General features: G+C 71.4%; 20 protein-coding genes, 1 pseudogene and 1 riboswitch. Of the genes and pseudogenes, 10 read left to right on the top strand and 11 right to left on the bottom strand.

Going from position 1 to position 19024, the window contains the following annotated elements:
• Nucleotides 1-16 precede the first annotated feature (16 nt).
• Entirely contained in the window at nt 17-739 is a 723-nt protein-coding gene (locus IAG42_RS01100; protein WP_188335096.1) for an IclR family transcriptional regulator, read from the bottom strand.
• Between the two features lie 189 nt (nt 740-928).
• A riboswitch (SAM riboswitch) is annotated at nt 929-1070 on the bottom strand.
• Between the two features lie 124 nt (nt 1071-1194).
• On the opposite strand from IAG42_RS01100, the gene IAG42_RS01095 reads away from it, so the two are divergent.
• The gene (locus IAG42_RS01095; RefSeq protein WP_188335095.1) at nt 1195-1686 is read left to right on the top strand and encodes a hypothetical protein; all 492 of its coding nucleotides are present in this window, start codon (nt 1195-1197) and stop codon (nt 1684-1686) included.
• A gap of 86 nt (nt 1687-1772) precedes the next feature.
• Here IAG42_RS01095 and IAG42_RS01090 read toward each other — a convergent pair whose 3' ends face one another.
• The 6 genes and pseudogenes from IAG42_RS01090 to IAG42_RS01070 form a co-directional block, all read right to left on the bottom strand.
• Entirely contained in the window at nt 1773-2336 is a 564-nt protein-coding gene (locus tag IAG42_RS01090) for a dihydrofolate reductase family protein (RefSeq protein ID WP_188335094.1), read from the bottom strand.
• Between the two features lie 69 nt (nt 2337-2405).
• On the bottom strand, nt 2406-3167 hold the full coding sequence (locus IAG42_RS01085; RefSeq protein WP_317453356.1) for an RNA polymerase subunit sigma-70: 762 nt from the start codon (nt 3165-3167) through the stop codon (nt 2406-2408).
• Nucleotides 3168-3182: 15 nt separating this feature from the next.
• Nucleotides 3183-3283, bottom strand: a pseudogene (locus tag IAG42_RS38670) (sigma factor); the annotation flags it as partial.
• Between the two features lie 131 nt (nt 3284-3414).
• The gene (locus tag IAG42_RS01080) at nt 3415-4290 is read right to left on the bottom strand and encodes a haloalkane dehalogenase (RefSeq protein ID WP_188335093.1); all 876 of its coding nucleotides are present in this window, start codon (nt 4288-4290) and stop codon (nt 3415-3417) included.
• 35 nt (nt 4291-4325) lie between these two features.
• Complete coding sequence (locus tag IAG42_RS01075) at nt 4326-4727, bottom strand: pyridoxamine 5'-phosphate oxidase family protein (RefSeq protein WP_188335092.1); 402 nt, start codon at nt 4725-4727, stop codon at nt 4326-4328.
• Between the two features lie 26 nt (nt 4728-4753).
• A complete protein-coding gene (locus IAG42_RS01070; protein WP_188335091.1) occupies nt 4754-5449 on the bottom strand; it encodes an NAD(P)-dependent oxidoreductase in 696 nt (231 codons plus the stop codon).
• Between the two features lie 76 nt (nt 5450-5525).
• Between IAG42_RS01070 and IAG42_RS01065 the strand changes: the two genes are divergently transcribed.
• The 3 genes from IAG42_RS01065 (at nt 5526) to IAG42_RS01055 (ending at nt 9448) form a co-directional block, all read left to right on the top strand.
• Entirely contained in the window at nt 5526-6161 is a 636-nt protein-coding gene (locus IAG42_RS01065) for a TetR/AcrR family transcriptional regulator (protein ID WP_188335090.1), read from the top strand.
• 441 nt (nt 6162-6602) lie between these two features.
• Nucleotides 6603-7943: an MFS transporter gene (locus IAG42_RS01060; RefSeq protein ID WP_188335089.1), complete on the top strand. Its 1341-nt coding sequence runs from the start codon at nt 6603-6605 to the stop codon at nt 7941-7943.
• The gene (locus IAG42_RS01055) at nt 7943-9448 is read left to right on the top strand and encodes an aromatic amino acid ammonia-lyase (protein WP_188335088.1); all 1506 of its coding nucleotides are present in this window, start codon (nt 7943-7945) and stop codon (nt 9446-9448) included. Before IAG42_RS01060 ends, IAG42_RS01055 begins: the two co-directional genes overlap by 1 nt.
• Nucleotides 9449-9517: 69 nt before the next feature.
• On the opposite strand, the gene IAG42_RS01050 is transcribed toward IAG42_RS01055, so the two are convergent.
• Nucleotides 9518-10540: a LacI family DNA-binding transcriptional regulator gene (locus IAG42_RS01050; RefSeq protein WP_188335087.1), complete on the bottom strand. Its 1023-nt coding sequence runs from the start codon at nt 10538-10540 to the stop codon at nt 9518-9520.
• A gap of 267 nt (nt 10541-10807) precedes the next feature.
• On the opposite strand from IAG42_RS01050, the gene IAG42_RS01045 reads away from it, so the two are divergent.
• Together IAG42_RS01045 and IAG42_RS01040 are read left to right on the top strand one after the other, a co-directional pair.
• Nucleotides 10808-11593, top strand: a complete 786-nt coding sequence (locus tag IAG42_RS01045; RefSeq protein WP_188335086.1) for a Tat pathway signal sequence domain protein — start codon at nt 10808-10810, stop codon at nt 11591-11593.
• A gap of 151 nt (nt 11594-11744) precedes the next feature.
• Nucleotides 11745-13151, top strand: a complete 1407-nt coding sequence (locus IAG42_RS01040; protein WP_223205796.1) for a carbohydrate-binding protein — start codon at nt 11745-11747, stop codon at nt 13149-13151.
• Between the two features lie 81 nt (nt 13152-13232).
• Here IAG42_RS01040 and IAG42_RS01035 read toward each other — a convergent pair whose 3' ends face one another.
• Entirely contained in the window at nt 13233-13757 is a 525-nt protein-coding gene (locus tag IAG42_RS01035; protein ID WP_188335085.1) for a PadR family transcriptional regulator, read from the bottom strand.
• A 113-nt stretch (nt 13758-13870) separates the two neighbouring features.
• Here IAG42_RS01035 and IAG42_RS01030 point away from each other — a divergent pair, with 113 nt between their 5' ends.
• Nucleotides 13871-15268, top strand: coding sequence for an MATE family efflux transporter (locus IAG42_RS01030; RefSeq protein ID WP_188335084.1), 1398 nt, complete (start codon nt 13871-13873; stop codon nt 15266-15268).
• Nucleotides 15269-15320: 52 nt separating this feature from the next.
• Here the strand turns inward: IAG42_RS01030 and IAG42_RS01025 are convergent, their stop codons facing one another.
• Entirely contained in the window at nt 15321-15695 is a 375-nt protein-coding gene (locus tag IAG42_RS01025; RefSeq protein ID WP_188335083.1) for an FKBP-type peptidyl-prolyl cis-trans isomerase, read from the bottom strand.
• Nucleotides 15696-15903: 208 nt separating this feature from the next.
• Here IAG42_RS01025 and IAG42_RS38530 point away from each other — a divergent pair, with 208 nt between their 5' ends.
• Together IAG42_RS38530 and IAG42_RS01015 are read left to right on the top strand one after the other, a co-directional pair.
• Nucleotides 15904-16707 carry a GNAT family N-acetyltransferase gene (locus tag IAG42_RS38530; RefSeq protein WP_188335082.1) on the top strand — a complete coding sequence of 268 codons (804 nt, stop codon included), beginning with the start codon at nt 15904-15906 and terminating at the stop codon, nt 16705-16707.
• Entirely contained in the window at nt 16670-16984 is a 315-nt protein-coding gene (locus tag IAG42_RS01015) for an ANTAR domain-containing protein (protein WP_188335081.1), read from the top strand. Before IAG42_RS38530 ends, IAG42_RS01015 begins: the two co-directional genes overlap by 38 nt.
• 169 nt (nt 16985-17153) lie before the next feature.
• Here the strand turns inward: IAG42_RS01015 and IAG42_RS01010 are convergent, their stop codons facing one another.
• Complete coding sequence (locus IAG42_RS01010) at nt 17154-17954, bottom strand: SDR family NAD(P)-dependent oxidoreductase (RefSeq protein WP_223205795.1); 801 nt, start codon at nt 17952-17954, stop codon at nt 17154-17156.
• Between the two features lie 68 nt (nt 17955-18022).
• Here IAG42_RS01010 and IAG42_RS01005 point away from each other — a divergent pair, with 68 nt between their 5' ends.
• Complete coding sequence (locus IAG42_RS01005) at nt 18023-19000, top strand: LysR family transcriptional regulator (RefSeq protein WP_188335080.1); 978 nt, start codon at nt 18023-18025, stop codon at nt 18998-19000.
• The last annotated feature ends 24 nt before the right edge of the window (nt 19001-19024 follow it).

Here is a 19024-nt window from a genome sequence, read left to right as displayed (position 1 = left end):
TGTTCCGAATCCGCCGTCAGGAGGCGTGGACGGCCTCGGTGAGGCGGTCGGCCGCGTCGACGGCGACCTTCGCGAGCCGTGCGCCGGGGTGGCGGGTGAGACGTTGAACCGGGCCGGTCACCGTGACCGCGGCCACGACCCGACGAGCCGGGTCCCGCACCGGCGCCGAGACGGAGGCCATGCCGGGTTCGCGTTCGCCGATCGACTGGGCCCAGCCCCGGCGCCGGACGCCGCTCAGGGTCCTGGCCGTGAAGTGCGCGCCCTGCAGGCCGTGGTGGTAGCGCTCCGGTTCCTCCCAGGCCAGCAGGACCTGGGAGGCGGAGCCGACCTTCATGGGGAATGCGGAACCGACGGGCACCGTGTCACGCAGGCCGGCCGTCCGCTCCGCGGCGGCGACGCAGACACGCATCTCCCCTTGGCGCCGGTAGAGCTGCGTGCTCTCACCGGTCGTGTCACGCAGGGCGGTGAGGACCGGACCCGCCGCGGTCAGCAGATGGTCCTCGCTCGACGCGGCCGAGAGCTCGGCGAGCCAGGGGCCGAGGACGAACCGGCCCTGGAGGTCCCTGCCGACGAGACGGTGGCGTTCGAGGGCGGTGGCGAGCCGGTGGGCGGTGGGCCGGGACAGGCCGGTGGCGGCGACCAGACCCGCCAGGGTGGCGGGCCCCGACGCCAGCGCACCCATGATCACTGCGGTCTTGTCGAGGACGCCGACACCACTGGAAATATCCGAAATGTCCATGGAAAGAGCTACTCCAGTCTCAGGACGCGAAGAGGGATCGCGGAGACCTCGCCTGGGCGAGGGCAGGGATGATCAGCGAGAAACGGCCGAAGACATCGGCCGAGCAGCCGCAGACATCACGAGACGGGTATGCGGAAAGCCCGGGACGGACAGGGCTTGGGTGAAGGGCAGCACAGAGAGCACCGTGTCTCCTCATCTTTTCCCACGCCACGTTGGCGCGGGCCGGAGTTGGCACTGGACCCGACGGCGCGGCGCAAAGAATGAGCACCGAGTCGACCGGGGAGTTGCCGGGGCTTCGTAGGGCCGGTCCCTCCACCCCTCTGGATGATTCGCGAAGACAATAGCAAGACTCCGCCCGCCGCAGACCGGGGGCTCCGGGCCAGGGCCGGGCCCCGCACCATGCATGCTCTTCCGGCAGCGAGCGTGACCGGCAGGACGACGCAAGGATGTGAGTGATGACAGAGCAGGCGCCGGCACTCAGCACGGAACACGACCGTCTGTGCCGTGAACTGGGTTCCATCGCGGTCGACTATCCCTCGGGCGACCCCGTCGAGACGCTGGGCCGGCTCGTGGCCGACGCTGACGCCGCGCTCGCCCGACAGGGCACAGAGCAGGGCAGGTTCGAACGCTCGGGCTACCTGGTCCTGCTCTACGCCATGTCCTGGTATGTAGAGGCGCGTCTGTCCGATCAGGAGGACCTGATCCGGGCGTACGAGGGTGTCCTGCGGAGCTTTCGGCAGACCTTCGCCGAGTCGCCTGCGTGTACCTGCCCGGACGGCGGTCACCCGGCGCCGCCGGAGCCCGAGAGCGCGGCCGAACTCGGTGTCCATCTCCTGACGGAAGACGGCCGCGCCCTCTACACCGAGGAGGAGGAGCCGGAGGAGGACCTCTCGGTCTATGACTGCGAGCTGTATCTGTCGGGCCTGGCGCTCAGCGCCGCGTACTAGCTTCCTTCGCCCGCACGACCGCGACCGGTCCTGTCGCGATCATCTGTTCTGCCGGGGGGACCTGCACAGGAGGCCGCGGTGAGCGGTCACCGCGCCGCCCTGCGGTAGTGGGTGAGGACGGCGGCGCCGATCTGCTGCGTGGAGAGGCAGTCCAGTTCGGCTCGGGGGCCGTCGGTCGGGAAGAGGTGTCTGCCCGTGCCGAGCACGCTGGGGAAGGTCAGCAGGCGGTACTCGTCGACCAGGTCGGCGGCCCTCAGCTGGTCCACGACGCTGAGGCTTCCGGTGATGATCACGTCGCGGCTCTCACGCTTGACGGCGTCGACCAGGTCGCCGTCGAGGAGCGTGGAGTTCGCCCAGGCCGAGGTGTCGGTCTGCGACAGGGTGCGGGAGGCGATCAGCTTCGGGACGGTGTTCATGCGGGTGGCGAACGGGTCGTCGCGGCCCGGCCAGAGCCGGGAGAACAGCTGCCAGGTGGTGCGCCCGAGCAGGAGCACCCCCTCGTCCAGCGTGCGGCCGAGCCGGAACTTGTCCCCGGCCACCGCCTGCGGGCCGTGCCGGAATGCCCAGCCGCCCCGCGGCGTTCCCGCGGATCCGTCCGGGTCGGACACGACCCCGTCCAGGGTGATGAACTCGATGACGATGACGCTCACGATGAGTTTCCCTTCGGTTCGGTGCTCATCAGTACGTACTGGCGGCACCGCCGTGACTCATCGCTCGCGTCAGGACTTCCTCGCGGGAATTTCCCTGGGCAGGTCGAAGGTGTCGAAGAGGCGGGGGTCGGCGAACACCACGTTGTGTGTGATGCGGCCGGCGGTGACCGTGAGGACCTGGAGGGTGTGCAGTCGGTGGCCGCCGCCGGGCTCCGGCGCGTAGGCGGCGAGGGCGGGCTGCGCGCAGGCGGTGAGCTCCCGCACGAGCCACCCGCTGCCCCGCATCCGGAACACCCGCTCCATGAATCGGCCGTAGTCCTGGCTGCCGAGGTACCACAGCGGAACCGGCGGCATCTCCAGGATCGCGTCGTCGGCCAGCAGCCGTACGAGCGCGGGCACGTCCGCCGCCTCGAACGCCTCCATGTAGCGCCGGACGACCGCTCGCACCTCGGGATCCGCCGGCTCAGTGACCGTACTGGCGTCGCCCACGTCGGCGAGGCCGGCACGGGCGCGCTGCAAGGCGCTGTTGACCGCCGCGACCGACGTCCCCAACTGCTCGGCGACCTCGGCGGCGCTGAAGGCCAGTACCTCCCGCAGCACCAGTACCGCCCGCTGCCGCGCCGGCAGGACCTGCACGGCCGCCACCCACGCAAGCCGCAGATCGGCCCGGACCTCCACATCGAACCGCGCGTCGGGGAACGGCTCCAGCCAGGGCACCTCGAGCGCCGGCGTCAGCGGGGCCTCGGGGTTGCCGCTCGGCGCTCCCAGGCCGGACGGCAGCGGCCGCCGACTGCGGCCCTCCAGTGCGGTCAGGCACACGTTGGTCGCGATCCGGTACAGCCAGGTCCGTACCGACGCGCGCGCCGGGTCGTAGCGGTCGCGGGCCTCCAGGCACGCAGCAGTGTCTCCTGCACCAGATCCTCGGCCTCGTGCACCGACCCCAGCATCCGGTAGCAGAACGCCACCAGCTCACCTCTGTACGGCTCGAAGTCCACGGGCTCATCATGCGGCACAGCCCGCACACCCGAGGATGCTTCGCGGGACGCGCCGCCCGCCGGGCCAGGGGCGCGGACAGGGTTCATCCGAGGCGGGTCAGCCCGTGGCGGTCGGCCCAGGCGCTGATCGCCGCGGCCAGTTCCTCGGGGCGATCCTCGGGGGAGTGGTGGCCGGCCGGGCCGTGGCGCGACACCTCCAGGCCCGCGATGTTCTCCTCGCACCAGGCGACGGCGCCCTGGTCGGTCATCGCGCCGGGGCCCGGCTCGAACGCGGCGAGCAGCTTGGGGACGTCAGGGCTGGCGGTCAGCCAGGCGTCGTAGCGTTCGATGTGGGCCACGACGTCGGCGGGCTCGGCGTCGAACGGCATCATGCGGGTCCATGCCAGCACCGGCCGGCGGCTGTGCGGGGTGGGGAAGGGGCGGCGGTAGACGTCCAGGTCGGCGGGGTCGAGGGGCGTGGCCATCGTGTCCGGGAGTCCTTCGATGAACAGCGACTTCTCCAGGATCATCTCCTCGCCCACTCCCGGGGTGCGCAGCAGGGTGAACAACTCCCGTCCTGCGGAAGGGAATTCGTCACCTTCCAGCGGCTTGAGGATCGTCTCGGTGAAGGCGAGGCCGCGGACACGTTCCGGGAGGCGTGCGGCTCGGTCGAAGGCGAGCGCGCCGCCCCAGTCGTGGCCGATCAGGACGGCCTCGGCGAGGCCCAGGGCGTCGAACCAGGCGTCGAGATAGCGGGCGTGGTCGTCGAAGGAGTAGGCGATGCGGGGTTTCCCGGAGTCGCCCATGCCGATGAGGTCGGGCGCCAGGAGGCGGCGGCCGGGTGCGGCGACACCCGGCAGTACGTTCCGCCACAGGTGGGAGGAGGTGGGGTTGCCGTGGAGGAAGACGAACGGCAGTCCGTCGGGATCGCCGGACTCGCGGTGGTGGAGGGTGGAGTCGAGGACGGGGAGGGTGGGCATCGCGGTGTCACGTCGCTTTCGGTCCGGGGAATCGGTCAGAGGTTGAGGCGCAGGACGCGGTCGACGGCGATCTCGATGACGACCAGGTCCGGTGGGGTGGGCGGGACCGCGTGGTAGCGGGCGGTGTACCGGCGGACCGCCTCGGCCAGGCGTACGGGATCCTCGGTCACGGTGGCGCAGCCTTCGAGGGTGGCCCAGCGGAAGCCGTCCGCCTGGCAGAGGGCGACGGGGGCCGCCGGCCCACCCGCCGTCACGTTCCGGGCTTTGCGGGCTCCCGCCCGGGTGGTGACCCGGGCCAGGCCGGTGACCGCGTCAAAGGTGAAGCGGACCGGCGTGACGTGTGGGGTGCCGTCGGGGCGGAGGGTGGTGAAGGTGGCCGTGTGGGGGCGGTCGAGGAACTTCCTTACGGAGCCCGGGAGTTCCGCGGCCGTCGTCATGGCCGCCGGTGTGGCCTTCGCCCGGCTCACTTCTTCTTCACGCCTTCGTTCCAGATGAGCTTGGCGATGTTCGGCTTGACGGCCGTGGTGATGACGCCCATCGCGGTGCGCACGTAGAGCCGTTCCTCCAGTTCGCGCAGCATGCTCGCGGCGAGGTCCGCGCGGGCGGTGAAGACGCCGTCGGCGCTGGTCTCGGCGGTGTGGAAGTCCGTGACGACGGGGTGCTCGAAGAGTCCCGAGGGCCGGACGAGGGTCCAGTCGAGCTCGGTTCGACGGATCAGGTCCTCCATGCGGCGCATGTCCTCGTGGAGGGTGCGGCCGAGGCGCCGGTTCACCAGCGGGTCCAGGACGTGGTTGAAGAAGTGCGCGCCGGTGGGGCGCCAGTGCGGGTCGGCGATGCTCGAGCTGACGGCGAGGAGCCGGTTGATGCCGTGGCGGGTCATGGCCTCCGTGATGGCCGTGGAGCTCGCCGAGTACGTCGTGATGGTCTCCTTGCTGAAGCGCGCGCCCAGCGCGGACAGGACCGCGTCCGTCCCGCTGAGCGCGGCGTCGACAGCGGCCGGATCGGTGGCGTCGGCGACGGCCACGGTGAGACCGGGACGCGTGGGGGAGAGGGAGCCGGGGCGGCGGGTCACGGCGACGACCTCGTGGCCGGCGTCGAGGGCCTGGTCGGTGAGGTGGCGGCCGGTCGGTCCGTTGGCGCCGAAGACTGCGATGCGCATGGTGTCGGGTCATCCCCTCGTGCGGTGGTCGGAACGCCCTTGACTGTGCCGATCACCCCACGCAGGCTCAACGCTGATGAATAACGCCGCCCCTGCCCCCGCCCGCACCCGAGGTCGCCCCCGCGGCAACCCGCCGACCCGCGAGTCGATCGTCTCGGCTGCCCGCGCGCTGTTCCTGGAGCGCGGCTACAAGCGCACCACGGTGCGTGCCGTGGGCGCGGCGGCGGGTGTCGACCCGGCACTCATCGCGTACCACTTCGGCTCGAAGAAGGGCCTGTTCGCGGACGTGATGCAGTTCCAGTGCGCCAACGCGCTGGCGGTGGACGACGTCCTCGGCGGTGACCCGAGCACCCTCCCCGACCGTCTGATCGACGCGGTGACGGGCCTGTGGGAGGACGCCGACTTCCTCCAGCTCACCGCCCAGGGCGACGAGGCCGCCGAGGTGATCCGCGAGTACCTGGAACAGGAACTGCTGGCCCGGCTTGTTGAATTTCTCGGCGGCCGTGACGCGACCGCCCGTGCCACGGCCGTGGTGACGATCCTCGGCGGCCTCATCTACACCCGCTACCTCAACCCGCTCCCCACCCCGGCCGCCCTCACCCCGGCCGAGACCCGGCACGTCCTGGCCCCGGCACTGCGCGCGGCCCTGGCACCGCGGTCGCGTACCGCGACCGCGACCGCGACCGCGACCGCCACCGGCGCAGGCCGCTGAGGCTCGCCGCACGGCGGCCGACCCCAGCCCGGCGACCGTAGCCCGACGCCCTCCGCCGGGCCGCCCGCGCTCACCACTGCACCCTCGCCAACACGACCGTCACCGGCCGACCCCCGCCCAGGTCCACCGCGACCCGGGCCGCGGTGGCTCGGTGACCGGCGCATTCGTCCGGGACGGGCATCCGGGACGGACCGGTTCACACGCGCTCTCACTCTTGACCACCCTCCGTTTAAGCGCTTCACTGAACCGCATCAGTAAGTGCGCCACCTCGCGGACAGCCCCGCGACGGTGGCCGTCCGCAGACCGGAGCACGCTCTTCGGCCCGCACCTTCTGACCCGAACCATCGCGCATCGTGGTCCCACGCGATCGGCGGCCGCCCCCACCGGCCGGCGTCGTACGGCGGCCGCGGGCCCACCCACCCTGTGCCGGGAGGCGCCTTCATGACGACCGAAGCAACCGTCCGGACGAGAGCGGTGCCCGGCAGTCCCAAGGAACGTCTGACCAGGTTCCACCTGCGAGTGACCGCCACTACGTTCGGTGCGAACTTCTCCGACGGCTTCGCGCTCGGGGTGATCGGGGCCGTCCTGCCGACCCTGTCGACGTCGATGCACCTGAACGGCGTCTGGCAGGGCCTGCTCGGTGCCTCCGCGCTGATCGGGCTCTTCTTCGGCAGTGTGATCCTCGGCCGCGTGGCCGACGCCATCGGACGCCAGAAGCTCTACCTGTACAACTTCGTCCTGATCACGGTCGCCTCCGCCGCACAGTTCTGGGCGCACGATCCGTGGAGCCTGTTCGCCCTGCGTCTGCTGATCGGCTTCGGTCTCGGCGCCGACTACGCCGTGGGTCCGACGCTCCTCTCCGAGTTCTCGCCCCGGCACCTGCGCGGTCTGCTGCTCGGGTCACTCACCGTCCTGTGGACCGTCGGCTACGTGCTGGCGAACATCCTCGGCACCTACATCTCCCTCAGCGACACCTCCGCGCATCTGCTGCTGGCGGCGGGCGCTCTCCCGGCCGCGCTCGTCCTGTTCCTGCGGATCGGCACCCCCGAGTCGCCGAGCTGGCTCGCGAGCCGGGGCCGGGTCGCGGAAGCCGACGAGATCCGCCGCCGCTACCTCGGGGAGGAACCCGAACCCCGCACCGCCCAGGGCACACCGCCCGCGCCCGAGGTCACCCCGAGCTACAGCGAACTGTTCGCCCCCGGACAGCGTCGCAACACCTGGTTCGGCGTGATCTTCTACAGTGCGCAGGTCCTGCCGTACTTCGCGATCTACACCTTCATGTCGACGATCCTCGCCTCGCTCCACGTCGCGGACGCGGACGCGCAGAACACGGTCCTCAACCTGTTCCTCCTGCTCGGCGGCGTGGTGGGACTGTGGCCGGTGCAGCGCATGGGCCGCCGGCCCTTCACCGTCTGGACCTTCGTCGTCCTGACCGTCTGCCTCGCGGCGATGGCCGCGCTCAACGACCACTCCGGCCTTGTGCTCATGGTGCCCTTCGTCATCTACACGTTCGTGATGGCGGCCGCGTCCAACATCACGCAGGTCTACCCGCCCGAGCTGTTCCCGACCGCACTGCGCGGCGCCGGTGTCGGCTTCCTCAACGGAACGAGCAGGGTCGCCTCCGCGGTCGGCACGTTCATCCTGCCGATCAGCCTCGACCGGCTCGGCGTCGGCTGGTCGATGGCCTGGCTGGCGGGCGTCCTGCTCCTCGGCACCCTGGCCAGCGTCGCCTGGGCACCCGAGACCCGGAACCTGGTGACCACGGAAGGCCTGCACCACTGATGACCTCCGCACACCCCGACGCCGTCTGCTTCGACGGCTCCTCCCTGACCGCGAGCCAGGTGACCGCACTGGCCCGCACCCGGCGCCCCGTCCACCTGGACCCGCGGGCCAGGGCACGCGTGAGCGCGGCGCGCCCGGCGGCCGTCAGGGCCAGCACGCGGCGCCCGGTCTACGGCCATTCCACCGGCGTCGGCGCCAACCGCACCACCGCGCTCGACGAGGACGCCACCCAGGAGTTCGGCCTGCGCCTGTTGCGCAGCCACGCCGGTGGCATCGGACCCGTCGTCCCCGTCGAGCAGGCCCGGGCCATGCTCGCGGTGCGCCTCAACCAGCTCCTGGGCGCCGGATCCGCCATCGACGTGACCGTCGTCGACGCACTCGCACACGCCCTCACCCACGGCCACGTCCCCGAGGTCCACGCACTCGGCTCGCTCGGCACCGCCGACCTGACCGCGCTGGCCGAACTCGGCCTCACCCTCGTCGGCGAGCAGCCCTGGCAGCCGGGCACCGGCCTCGGCGCCCCGCCCCGCCCGCTCACCCTGAGCTCCTGGGACGCGCTGCCGCTGCTGTCCAGCAGTGCGCTGACCATCGGTCAGGCGGCGCTCGCCGCCACCGACCTGCGTACCTTGTTGGACCGCCTGCCGCTGGTCGCGGCCCTGTCGCTCACCGCCGTGCACGGCTCCCTGGAGCCGTACGCCGCGGCCGTCCACGCCCGCCGGCCGCACCCCGGCGCGCAGCGGTCCGCCGCCCGCATGACCGAGCTGCTCGACCGCGCCGACTGGAGCCCGTCGCTGGTCCAGGACCCGTTCGGATTCCGCTGCCTGCCCCAGGTCCACGGCGCCGCCATGGACGCCTGGACCGCGCTCGACGGCGTCCTCACGGTGGAGCTCAACGCCAGCGCCGAGAACCCGCTCCTGGACGGTGAGGACTACTACCACCACGGAGGGTTCCACCAGGCGCCCCTGGCCCTGGCCCTGGACCACATGCGGCTGGCGCTCCTGGGCACCGCGCAGCTCACCACCGCCCGGCAGGGCGCGCTCAACGAACCCGCCTTCACCGGCCTGCCCCCCTTCCTGGCCCAGGCGGAGAACGGGAGCAGCGGCCTGATGATCACCGAGATCGCCGCGCACAGCGCTATGGCCGAACTGCGGGGCGCCGCCCAGCCGGTGACACTCGGTCACGCCGTCGTCTCCCGGGGGGTCGAGGAGCACGCCAGCTTCGCCGCCACCGCCGCGCGCCGACTGACCGAAGCGGTGGACCAGTTCGGTCTCGTCCTGGCCTGCGAACTCGTCGGGGCGGTGCGCGCCCTGCGGATGCTGGAACGGACCCCGCCCGGGGACGGTGAGCTGTCGCGCTTCCACGAGGCGGCCGCGGCCGTCCTCGACCCCGACCTCGCAGACCGCAAACCGACCGCGGACGTCCACGCCGCGGCGGCGCTCCTGCGCTCGGCCGATCTGGGCCTGCCGATCGGGGCCGGGCCCGCGGTGCCCGTCGCGTCACGGTGAACCCGCCCCGGCCCCGGCGAAGGCACGAGTCGACGTCCGACCGAGCCCGAGCCGGGGCCGGACCCGGATTCAGCCGGTGCCGGCCCCGTTGCGCGGACCCGCGACCGAGCCGCGCCACTGCACGGTCGGCGCCAGCACCTTGCGCCGGCTGCGCTTGCCCTCTTCGACGGCCCTCACGGTGCGTTCGACGATGAGGTCCAGCAACTCGTCCACGGGCCAGCGGTAGCTGGACAGCGGCGGGGTCAGCAACCGGGACAGGGGCTGGTCGTCGTAGCCCAGCACGGACACGTCGTCCGGCACCGTCAGGCCGAGATCCCGGGCGGCGGCATAGACGCCGTAGGCCATGGAATCGCCGAAACACAGGAACGCCGTCGGGCGGTCCGGATCCGTAAGCGCCGTGCGTGCCACGGCGGTTGCGCCCTCGAGGTCGTACGGCGAGGTGTGCACGGTCAGCGTCAGGCCCAGCTCGCCCGCCACCCGGTGGACCATGCTCTCGGCCGGCCGGTCGGGGGTGCTCGCCAGGCGGGGCGTCACGACCCCGATCGTGCGGTGGCCCGCGGAGGCCAGCCGACTGAGCGCGTCGGTGACCCCGAGTTCGTTGTCGAAGACGACCTCGGCCGACGTGGTGACCCCGGGGAGGCCGTCACCGATGGCGATCAGAGCCGTCTGCCGGGCCACCTGCTTCCAGTGGTCGGCGGCCGGGTCGACGGGCAGCACGATCAGCGCGTCCACCCGCTGGGCCGCCAGATGCGAGGCCAACTGGGCTTCCAGCTGTGGGTCGTTGCAGGCGTCGACGATCAGGGCGTGCCGGCCGGTCGCCAGCAGTCTGCGGCCGAGGGTGACCGCCAGCCCCTGCTGCCACGCGTCGGTCAGCGACTCGCACAGCACTCCGACGGTGTCGGTCCGGCCGGAGGCCAGCGCCCTGGCGATCGGGTCGACCTGGTAGCCGAGCCGGTCCGCCGCCTCGCGCACCCGCCGCTGGGTCTCCGGCGGCACCTGCAGGCCGCGCAGGGCGTAGGACACCGCGGCGGGGGAGAGTCCGGTGTCCTTCGCGATGTCGCGCAAGGTGATACGTCGCTGGTTGTTGGGCACGCCGACAGTCTATGAGTCCGAGCCGGCACCCCACTTGGGCGCCGGGGCGCGGTCGTGTGCCGCCCGGCGTCGGGGCGTCGCGCCGGGCCGCGAGAACGTTGGCGAAAACTGGTCCGATGCTTTCGGTCCAGACCATTGACCGTGGCTCGTCACGCCGGGACTCTGTTGCAGGTTGGTGAACGCGGGTCATGTATATGAACCCCCGTCGTCATCGCCGGCACCGCATCACCGCCAACGTCACCATCGTCACCACGAAAGGACTGACCGATGGGTACGTCCCGCAGAACACTGCTCGGCGCCGCACTCGGCGGGGCCGCGGCAGCCGCCGTCGGCCTGCCGGCCGCTCCCGCCTCGGCCTCCTCCTGGGTGCTGAAGTGGAACCCGTCCCCCTACGACGACGGGCTCGGCGCGTTCGAGACGGTCGAGGACGACCGCGCCGACTCGCACCCCGAGGGGCAGCCGCACATCTACGTCGAGGACAACACCTACCGCTTCAACATGCACATGGTGGACCGGGACACGTCCACCGACCGTCAGCGCCAGGAGGTCACCGGCAACCGCACGTCCGCCGGCAGCTATCTCCAGTGGCTGCCCGGGCAGACCTGGCGGGTCACGTACTGGATGTACATCCCGGGCTCGCTCAAGGCCACGACGTCCTTCACGCACATCATGCAGATGAAACAGCCGGGCACCGGCACCTCCCCGATCGTGGTGCAGTCGCTGCGCCGGGTGAGCGGCGCCCAGACGATCGAACTGGTGCTGCCCATCTCGGGGACCCTCGTGGGCCGTACGTCGCTCGACCCGCTCCATGACACCTGGACCAAGGTGGACTTCCGGATCAAGGTCGGTGACGGCACCTCCGGCACGGTCCGCTGGATCCTCAGCGACGGCACGAACACGATCATCGACAAGTCGCTGACCGGAGTCGACACCTTCCTCGACGACCGGGTCCGGCCCAAGTGGGGCATCTACCGGTCGCTCGGCGACACCTCGGGCTCGCTCCAGGACACGTACATCCGCTTCAAGGACTTCCGCGGCTACCAGCTCGTCTGAACCCGGCCCCCCTCCCGGGTCGGGCGCACCCGGGGCGACGTGTGTCCTGCGACTGTCAGGAACCTTTCCTGTCCTTCGAGGGCGCCGTCGCCCCGTTCGTCCGCGCACGCACCTCGCACCCCCCAACTCCCTTCCTCCGGAGGTCGATACCGTGCACATCTCCATCCCTCAGGGCCGCCCCCGCAGCGCCACTCCGCTCGCCGCGCTGTGCGCCCTGCTTCTGTGTCTCTTCTCGCTGCAGTTCGTCGCCTCGCCGCCCTCCCGCGCCGCGGCGACCGCGACGGACCACCAGGCCGAGGACGCGACGATCTCGCAGGGCTCGGTGGCCACGAACCACACCGGGTACACCGGCGCCGGGTTCGTCGACTACGCCAACGTCTCAGGCTCGTACGTGCAGTTCACGGTCGACGCGGCCAGCGCGGGCAGCTCCTCGCTCGCCTTCCGCTACGCCAATGGCACGACGACCGACCGCCCGATGGACATCTCCGTCAACGGCACCGTAGTGGCCTCGAACGTCTCGTTCCCCGCCACGGGCGGCTGGGACACCTGGGCCACCAAGACCGTGAACGTCTCCCTGAACGCCGGCACCGACACGGTGCGCGCCACCGCCGTCACCGCGAACGGAGGTCCCAACCTCGACAAGCTGACCGCGGGTTCGGCTCCGGCCGTCACGCCGGGCATGGCCGTCGCCCCTTACGAGTACCTCGGCTGGGGCAGCCCGCAGGATCCGACCCAGGTGATGGCCGCGACCGGCGTCCAGTGGTTCACCCTCGCCTTCATCCTCTCCGACGGCACCTGCAACCCGGCCTGGGACGGCTCACGCCCGCTGACCGGCGGCAGCGACCAGTCGAAGATCAACGCGATCCGCGCGGCGGGAGGTGACGTGATGGTCTCCGTCGGCGGCTGGAGCGGCGCCAAGCTCGGCGAGAAGTGCACCAGCGCTTCGGCGCTCGCGGGCGCTTACCAGAAGGTCATCGACGCCTACGGCCTCAAGGCCCTCGACATCGACATCGAGAACACCGAGTGGGCGAGCGCCACCGTGCGCCAGCGCGTCATCGACGCCCTGAAGATCGTGAAGGCGAACAACGCGGGCCTCAAGACCGTCATCACGTTCGGCACGACGAGCAGCGGACCGGACTCGACCGGCGCAGACATGATCAAGCGCGGCGCCGCCTCCGGACTGGCCAACGACGTCTGGTGCATCATGCCGTTCGACTTCGGCGGCGGTACCACCAACATGGGCACCCTCACCGTCCAGGCCATGGAAGGCCTCAAGGCGCAGGTCAAGTCGGCGTACGGGTACAGCGACTCGGTCACCTACGCGCACATCGGCCTCTCGTCGATGAACGGCACGACCGACGACGCCGGTGAACTCGTCCGGGTCAGCGACTTCCAGACGATGCTCGCCTACGCGCAGCAGCACCACATCGGCCGCCTCACCTACTGGTCCGTCAACCGTGACCGGCCGTGCGGTGCCGGCTCCGACGGAGACTCGTGCAGCGGGGTGACGCAGCAGCCGTACGACTACCTCAAGGTCCTGGCCCAGTACGCGGGTTGAGTCCACGGCCGCGGCGGCGCTCCCCGCGCCGAGTGTGAGCGAGGGGAGCGCCCGTGCCACCGGCATGGCGCCCGGCCGGCGTCAGCCCTCCAGCGAAGCGATCGCCTCGGTCAGCCACTGCTTCTCCTCGGTGCCCGTGGCGCGGGCGATGCGCAGCATGCCCTGCCGGAAGAGGTCCGGCGCCTCTTCGGCGCGCACCGGCTCGCCGTCGCGGTAGAAGAAGCTCGCCGGGGTGTCGAGGAAGTCCTGCCGGCGGCGCAGCACCGCGGCCTGTTCCGCGCGGTCGGGGAGGTGCCGGAGGAACGAGAGCAGGGTGAAGAAGCGCTGCCCGTCGGTGATCTCGACTTCCTTCGGGTTCCGGAGCCGGGCCTGGAGGTCGGCGCGGCCCGCCTCGGTGAGGGAGAGGATCCGCCGGGGCGCCGCGCCGCTTCCGGGCTCGGTGCGCTGCTCGACCAGCCCCGCCTTCACCAGCCGGGTGATGGCCGGATAGAGCGCGCCGTCACTGACCGGGCGAATGTGCCCGCTGAGGCCCTGGATGCGCGCCTTCAACTCGTAACCGTGCAAGGGCTCCTCGTAGAGGAAGCCCAGAATCGACAGCTCCAGCACGCGGCCGAACCCCTTTCCTGCTCGTAGCCGGACACTTGCCCGTTCCGTGCGAGCATGCTACCTCTTTTCGCTGTGCCTCGAATCGAGGTACAGCGAAAAGAGGGGGCAAGGTCATGGGGGCAACCGAGCACCGGCGCAAGCTCGTGTCGCTGGCGTATCCGGTCTACTTCGAACTGCTCGCGGGCGTCACCGCCGGGATCATCAACATGATCTGGGTGGCGATGCTCGGCGCCGGGTCCGTCGCCGCGGTGGCCGTCGCCACCAACCTGGAGAACCTGCTCCTCGGCGTCATCCTCGTCGCAGGGTCGGGGATGACGGTGCTGGTCGCACGGGCCAGGGGAGCGGAGGATCCGGCCGCGTTGCGCTCCGCCGTGCGCGGCGGCTGGACACTGTGGGCGGTCGTCACGCCCGTCGTGGCCGTGGGCGGGTTCCTGTGCCGCGAGCCGCTCGCCCGACTCGTACTCGGCGGCGACGACAGCTCGCTCCCTCTCGCCATTGGCTACTTCTCGATCGCGCTGCCGGGAATCGCCGTGTTCTACGCGACCAACGTCATCGACGGCATCCTCAAGGGCGCGGGCGACACCCGCACTCCCATGAGACTCGCCCTGCTCGCGAACGGGCTGATTCTCGCGCTGGACCCCTTGCTCATCCTCGGGTTCGACCTCGGCGTCCGCGGGGCCGCGATCGCCACGGTGCTCGGCCGGACGGCCGCACTCGCCTGCGGAATCGTCGCGCTCCGCCGCAACGCCGTCCTGCGACAGGCGGCCGCCACGCCCCTGGAGCGGACCGGAACACTCCTCTCCGACGCCCGAAGAGTCGCTGCCACCGGGCTGCCCATGTCCGCCGATTTCGTCGTGCGGATGACAGGAGCCCTCGCCCTCGTGGCCATCGTCGCCCGGATCGGCGTCACCGAAGTCGCCGCCTACGGCATCGCCACCAAGGCCATGTACGTCGCGACCATGGCCTTCTACTCCGTACGCCAAGCCGCCGCCATCCGCACCTCCCACCTGCTCGGCACAGGTCGCGACGAACGACGCGCCATCGGACGGCAGGCGCTGCTTCTCGGCGGATCACTGGGACTCACGGCCGCACTGACGCTGCTCGTCGCCGGACCGTGGGTCATGCGGGCCTTCGGCAGCGAGGGCGCGGTGGCCGAGGCCGGCACGCTCTACCTGCGGTCCCTGGGGCCGTACCTCATCCTGCTCGCGTGCTTCATCGCGCTGGGCGGAGTGTTCGAAGGCAGCGGCGGCAGCCCCGCCCTGGCCCGCATCACCACCTGCGGAGTGCTGCTTCAACTGGCGCTCGCGTACGGCCTGTCGGGGGCAGGACTGCCCGGCATCTGCGCGGCCATGGCGGCATCCATGGCTCTGCAGTGCGCGGCGGTCACCAGGATGTACCGCCGCACGGCACATCCGAGGACCACCGACCGCGACGGACCGAGAACCCCCGCCGAGTCCGACGGCGCCTCCACCTCCACCCCCACCTCCGCCCCCGACAAGCGACTTGCCTGACGCGCGCCGGGAACGCGCCCGCCGCACCCTCGCGGGCGCGGCGGGCGAAGTGTCAGCTGACCGCGAGAAGGTCGATCACGAAGATCAGGGTCTCGCCCGGCTTGATGGCCGGAGACGGCGAGCGGTCGCCGTAGGCCAGGTGCGGCGGGATGACCAGCTTCCGGCGGCCACCGACCTTCATGCCGCGCACGCCCATGTCCCAGCCGGTGATGACCTGCTTGCCACCGAGGGTGAACTCGAAGGCCTGGCCACGGTTCCACGAGGCGTCGAACTCCTCGCCGGTGGAGTGGGACACCCCCACGTACTGGACGGACACCGTCGACCCCTTGGTGGCCTCGGCCCCGTCGCCGACGACGACGTCCTCGATGTGCAGGTTGGGGGACGGCTGCCCCTGGGGGGTTTCGATCGTCGGTCGCTCAAGGGTCATGGCCCGCTCCTCGCTCTCGTCACCGGCCGATCCGCAACCGGCCGGCATGCCTGGGTGATCACTCTCCCACGCCGTCGACCAGGAGTGAGCCCTGGTTCGACGAGCTGCGGGACGGGCGCGGACGGCCACGGGGAACCACCGCGCCCCAGTCGGCGGATCTGCCGCCGAGCGACCTGATCGTGACGGATGATCGACGAGGATCGTGGCCATGACCTACGTGATCGACGCCGCCTGCCGGAACGATGCCGAGTCGCTGGGGCCGCTACTGCTGCGAGCCTGGCTGGAGACGTACCCCCACCCGGAGGCGGGGATCGACGAGGACTGGATCCGCGAGCACCGCGGCTCGTCAGCCACCGCGGACGGCACCACTCGTTGGCGAGAGTTCATCGAGGCGGCGAACCAGCGACCGGACCTGCTGTTCTGCCGCGTGGTCCGCTCCGGCGGCGAGACCGTCGGCGTCCTCTGCGGCCGGCGAGGCGAGCAGGTGTCCCTGGGGCCCATGTACTTGCTGAACCAGGTGCAGGGGAGGGGACTGGGCGGCCGCTTGATGAGCGAGTTCCTCGCCTGGGCAGGAGACGTACCCATAGGCCTGTGGGTCACGGACTACAACGCCGGCGCGGTCCGCTTCTATCAGCGTCACGGCTTCAAGATCACGGGCGAGCGAGAACTCTGGCGGGGAAGCCCAACGTCCGAATGGTCCGGCAGGCGGCGGCCCACTGAGTCTCCTGACGTCCGTACGCCGGAAGGCGTGCGCGTGGTCAGGGGCGGGCGGCGTGGTGGTCGCTGGTCACGACGGCATCCGCGTCGTAGTGGCTCCGGGCTGTGTGTTGGTCTCCATGGCCGGGAACCCACGACAGCGGCTCGGGGACGACTCCGATGGGTGTCCTTGCTCCGTGTGGATCAGGCGTTTGCGTCTCCCCAGCGGTGGGGTGACTGTGGAGTAGCCCGTCACCCCCGCCGCTTGGAGGCATTCCATGTCGTCACCGCCCACCTCGCCCCTCGACGAGCGTGACGAGATGGAGGCGTTGCGCCGGGAGTGCGAGCATCTGCGGGCCGCGGTCGGCGCGCACGAGGCTGTCGATCAGGCGATCGGTGTGATCGTCGCCGTGGGGCGGGTCGAGCCCGCGGTGGCCTGGGACGTGCTGCGGGAGGTGTCGATGAACCGGAACAGGAAGCTGCGCCTGGTCGCGGACACCCTCGTCGCGTGGGCGAGTGGCCGCGGCGAGCTGCCGGACGACGTACGCCGGGAACTGCGCGTGCGGCTCGCCTCTGCGCTCCGGCCGACGTAGCAGTCGGGCCTCGAAGCTCGGAAGGAAGCTCCGAGTTCGGAATGAGATGACGCCTGCGGGGCCGGCACCGCTCCGGGGCGCTCGGTCGGTGGCGAGTGTCGCGCCGATGGGGCACCACGCTCGGCTCCGCCGGCAGCGCTCGTGCCGGCGGGCCCGCATCCGTGTCCCGTCAGCGCTTGCGCTTCCGGAGGGAGTTCCAGCTCGCGTCGGCCGTCCAGCCCCCGTCCACCGGCATGGCCACGCCGTTGACGAAGCCGCTGCGGGCCGGGTCCGACAGGAAGGCGACGGCCTGGGCTATGTCCTCGGGTGCGGCGAACCGCGCCATCGGGACCCGGTCGACGATGTCCTCGTCGGTGTAGCCGCCGGACGCCTGGTCCGCGGCGTCCATCTCGGTCTTGACCCAGCCAGGGCACACGGCGTTGACGCGAATGCCACGGCCGCCCCACTCCGCGGCCAGGGTCCGGGTCAGACCGATCAGGCCGTGCTTGCTCGCGTTGTACGCGGCCCGGTCCCCGACCCCGTGCAGTCCGGCGATCGAGGCGATGTTCACGATGGATCCGCCGCCCGCTTCGAGCATCAGCTTCCCCAGAGCCCGCGACAGGAGGAAGGGGCCGGTGAGGTTGACCTCCAGGACGCGTCGCCACTGTTCGGCGGTGGTGTCCTCGGCCGGGGTGAGCAGCGAGACACCCGCGTTGTTGACCAGTACGTCGACCCCGCCGAAGCGCTCCTGTACTTGCTCGGTGAGCCCGGCCACGTAGGTCTCCGAGGCCACGTCGCCGACCACGGCGTACGCCTCCGCACCCGCGGCGCGCGCCGCCGCCAGCGTCTCCACCGGCTCCTTCAGATCGGCCAGTACCAGCGCGTACCCCTCGCGGGCCAGCACCTCGGCGACCCTACGGCCGATGCCCTGTGCCACACCGGTCACCACCGCGACCGGCATCCGTACGTCCTGCTGCGTGCTCTTGTCCATGGGTACAGCCTCACCCCGCGCCGGGCATCATGGGAAGCGACGATCAAGAAAGTGAGCTTTCACGAATCATGAACAGCGTCGACCCCCGGCTGTTGCGGACCCTGCTCGCGGTGATGCGGCACGGGTCGATGAGCACCGCGGCAGCCGCACTGGGCTATGTCCCCTCGGCGGTGTCGCAACACATCGCCCGGCTCGAGCAGCGGGTGGGGGCGGAGCTGCTCTCGCGCCGCCCGGGCGGCGGCGTGACCCCGACCGCCTCCGGCCGGGCCCTCGCCGACGCGGCCGCCCACGTCCTGGCCGCCACCGCGGACTTCCAGCGCCTGGCCGACGACATCGCCCGGTCCGGGGCGCCGGAAGTGAGCATCGGTGTGTACGCGACCGCGGCCGGACGCCTGCTCCCCACCGCGCTGGCCGAACTGCGCGGGGCCCATCCGGATGTCGTCCTGCACGTCACCGAGACCGAGCCGGTGCACGGTCTGCGCGGACTGCGGACCGGAGAGATCGATCTCCTGCTCGCCTACCGCTATCTCCCCGAAGACCCGCCCAGCGCCACCGACCTGCAGATCCGCGCACTCGGCAGAGAACCGCTGTGGCTCATGGCCGCACGCGGCACCGGCATCGCCACGCTCGACGACTGCCGCGAAGCCGACTGGGCCGCCGGACACCTGGGCACTCCCGACCGGCGCCTGCTCCAGCGCTGGGCCCACCGCACCGGCCTCGAACCAGCCGTGCGGTACGAGACGGACGACTACCACACCGCACTCGCACTGATCGCCCAAGGCCTGGCCGTCGGGCTCGTACCGGCCTCCGTCGTCCACGGTTGGCACGACCCGGCCCGGCCCCTCACCCGCGTCGAAGGCATCCCCGCATCCGACCGCCCCGAACGCGAGGTCCTCGCCGTCACCCGCCCACGCGCGTCCCACCCCGTCGTCGACGACCTGGCCGGCCTCCTGTCCACCGCCGTCACTGCCATCTCGCAACAACCACAGGACGACATCGGGGGAGGCCGGAGGCGCCCGAACCGTGACGGCCGAGGGGCAGACTGACGCTTCCCGCCGTCCGCCGGACGC

This window comes from Streptomyces xanthii (genome assembly GCF_014621695.1).
In the GTDB taxonomy this organism is placed as follows: Bacteria; Actinomycetota; Actinomycetes; order Streptomycetales; family Streptomycetaceae; genus Streptomyces; species Streptomyces xanthii.
The sequence above is the reverse complement of the archived record's forward strand: the minus strand, read 5'-3'. Positions and strand labels throughout refer to the sequence as shown.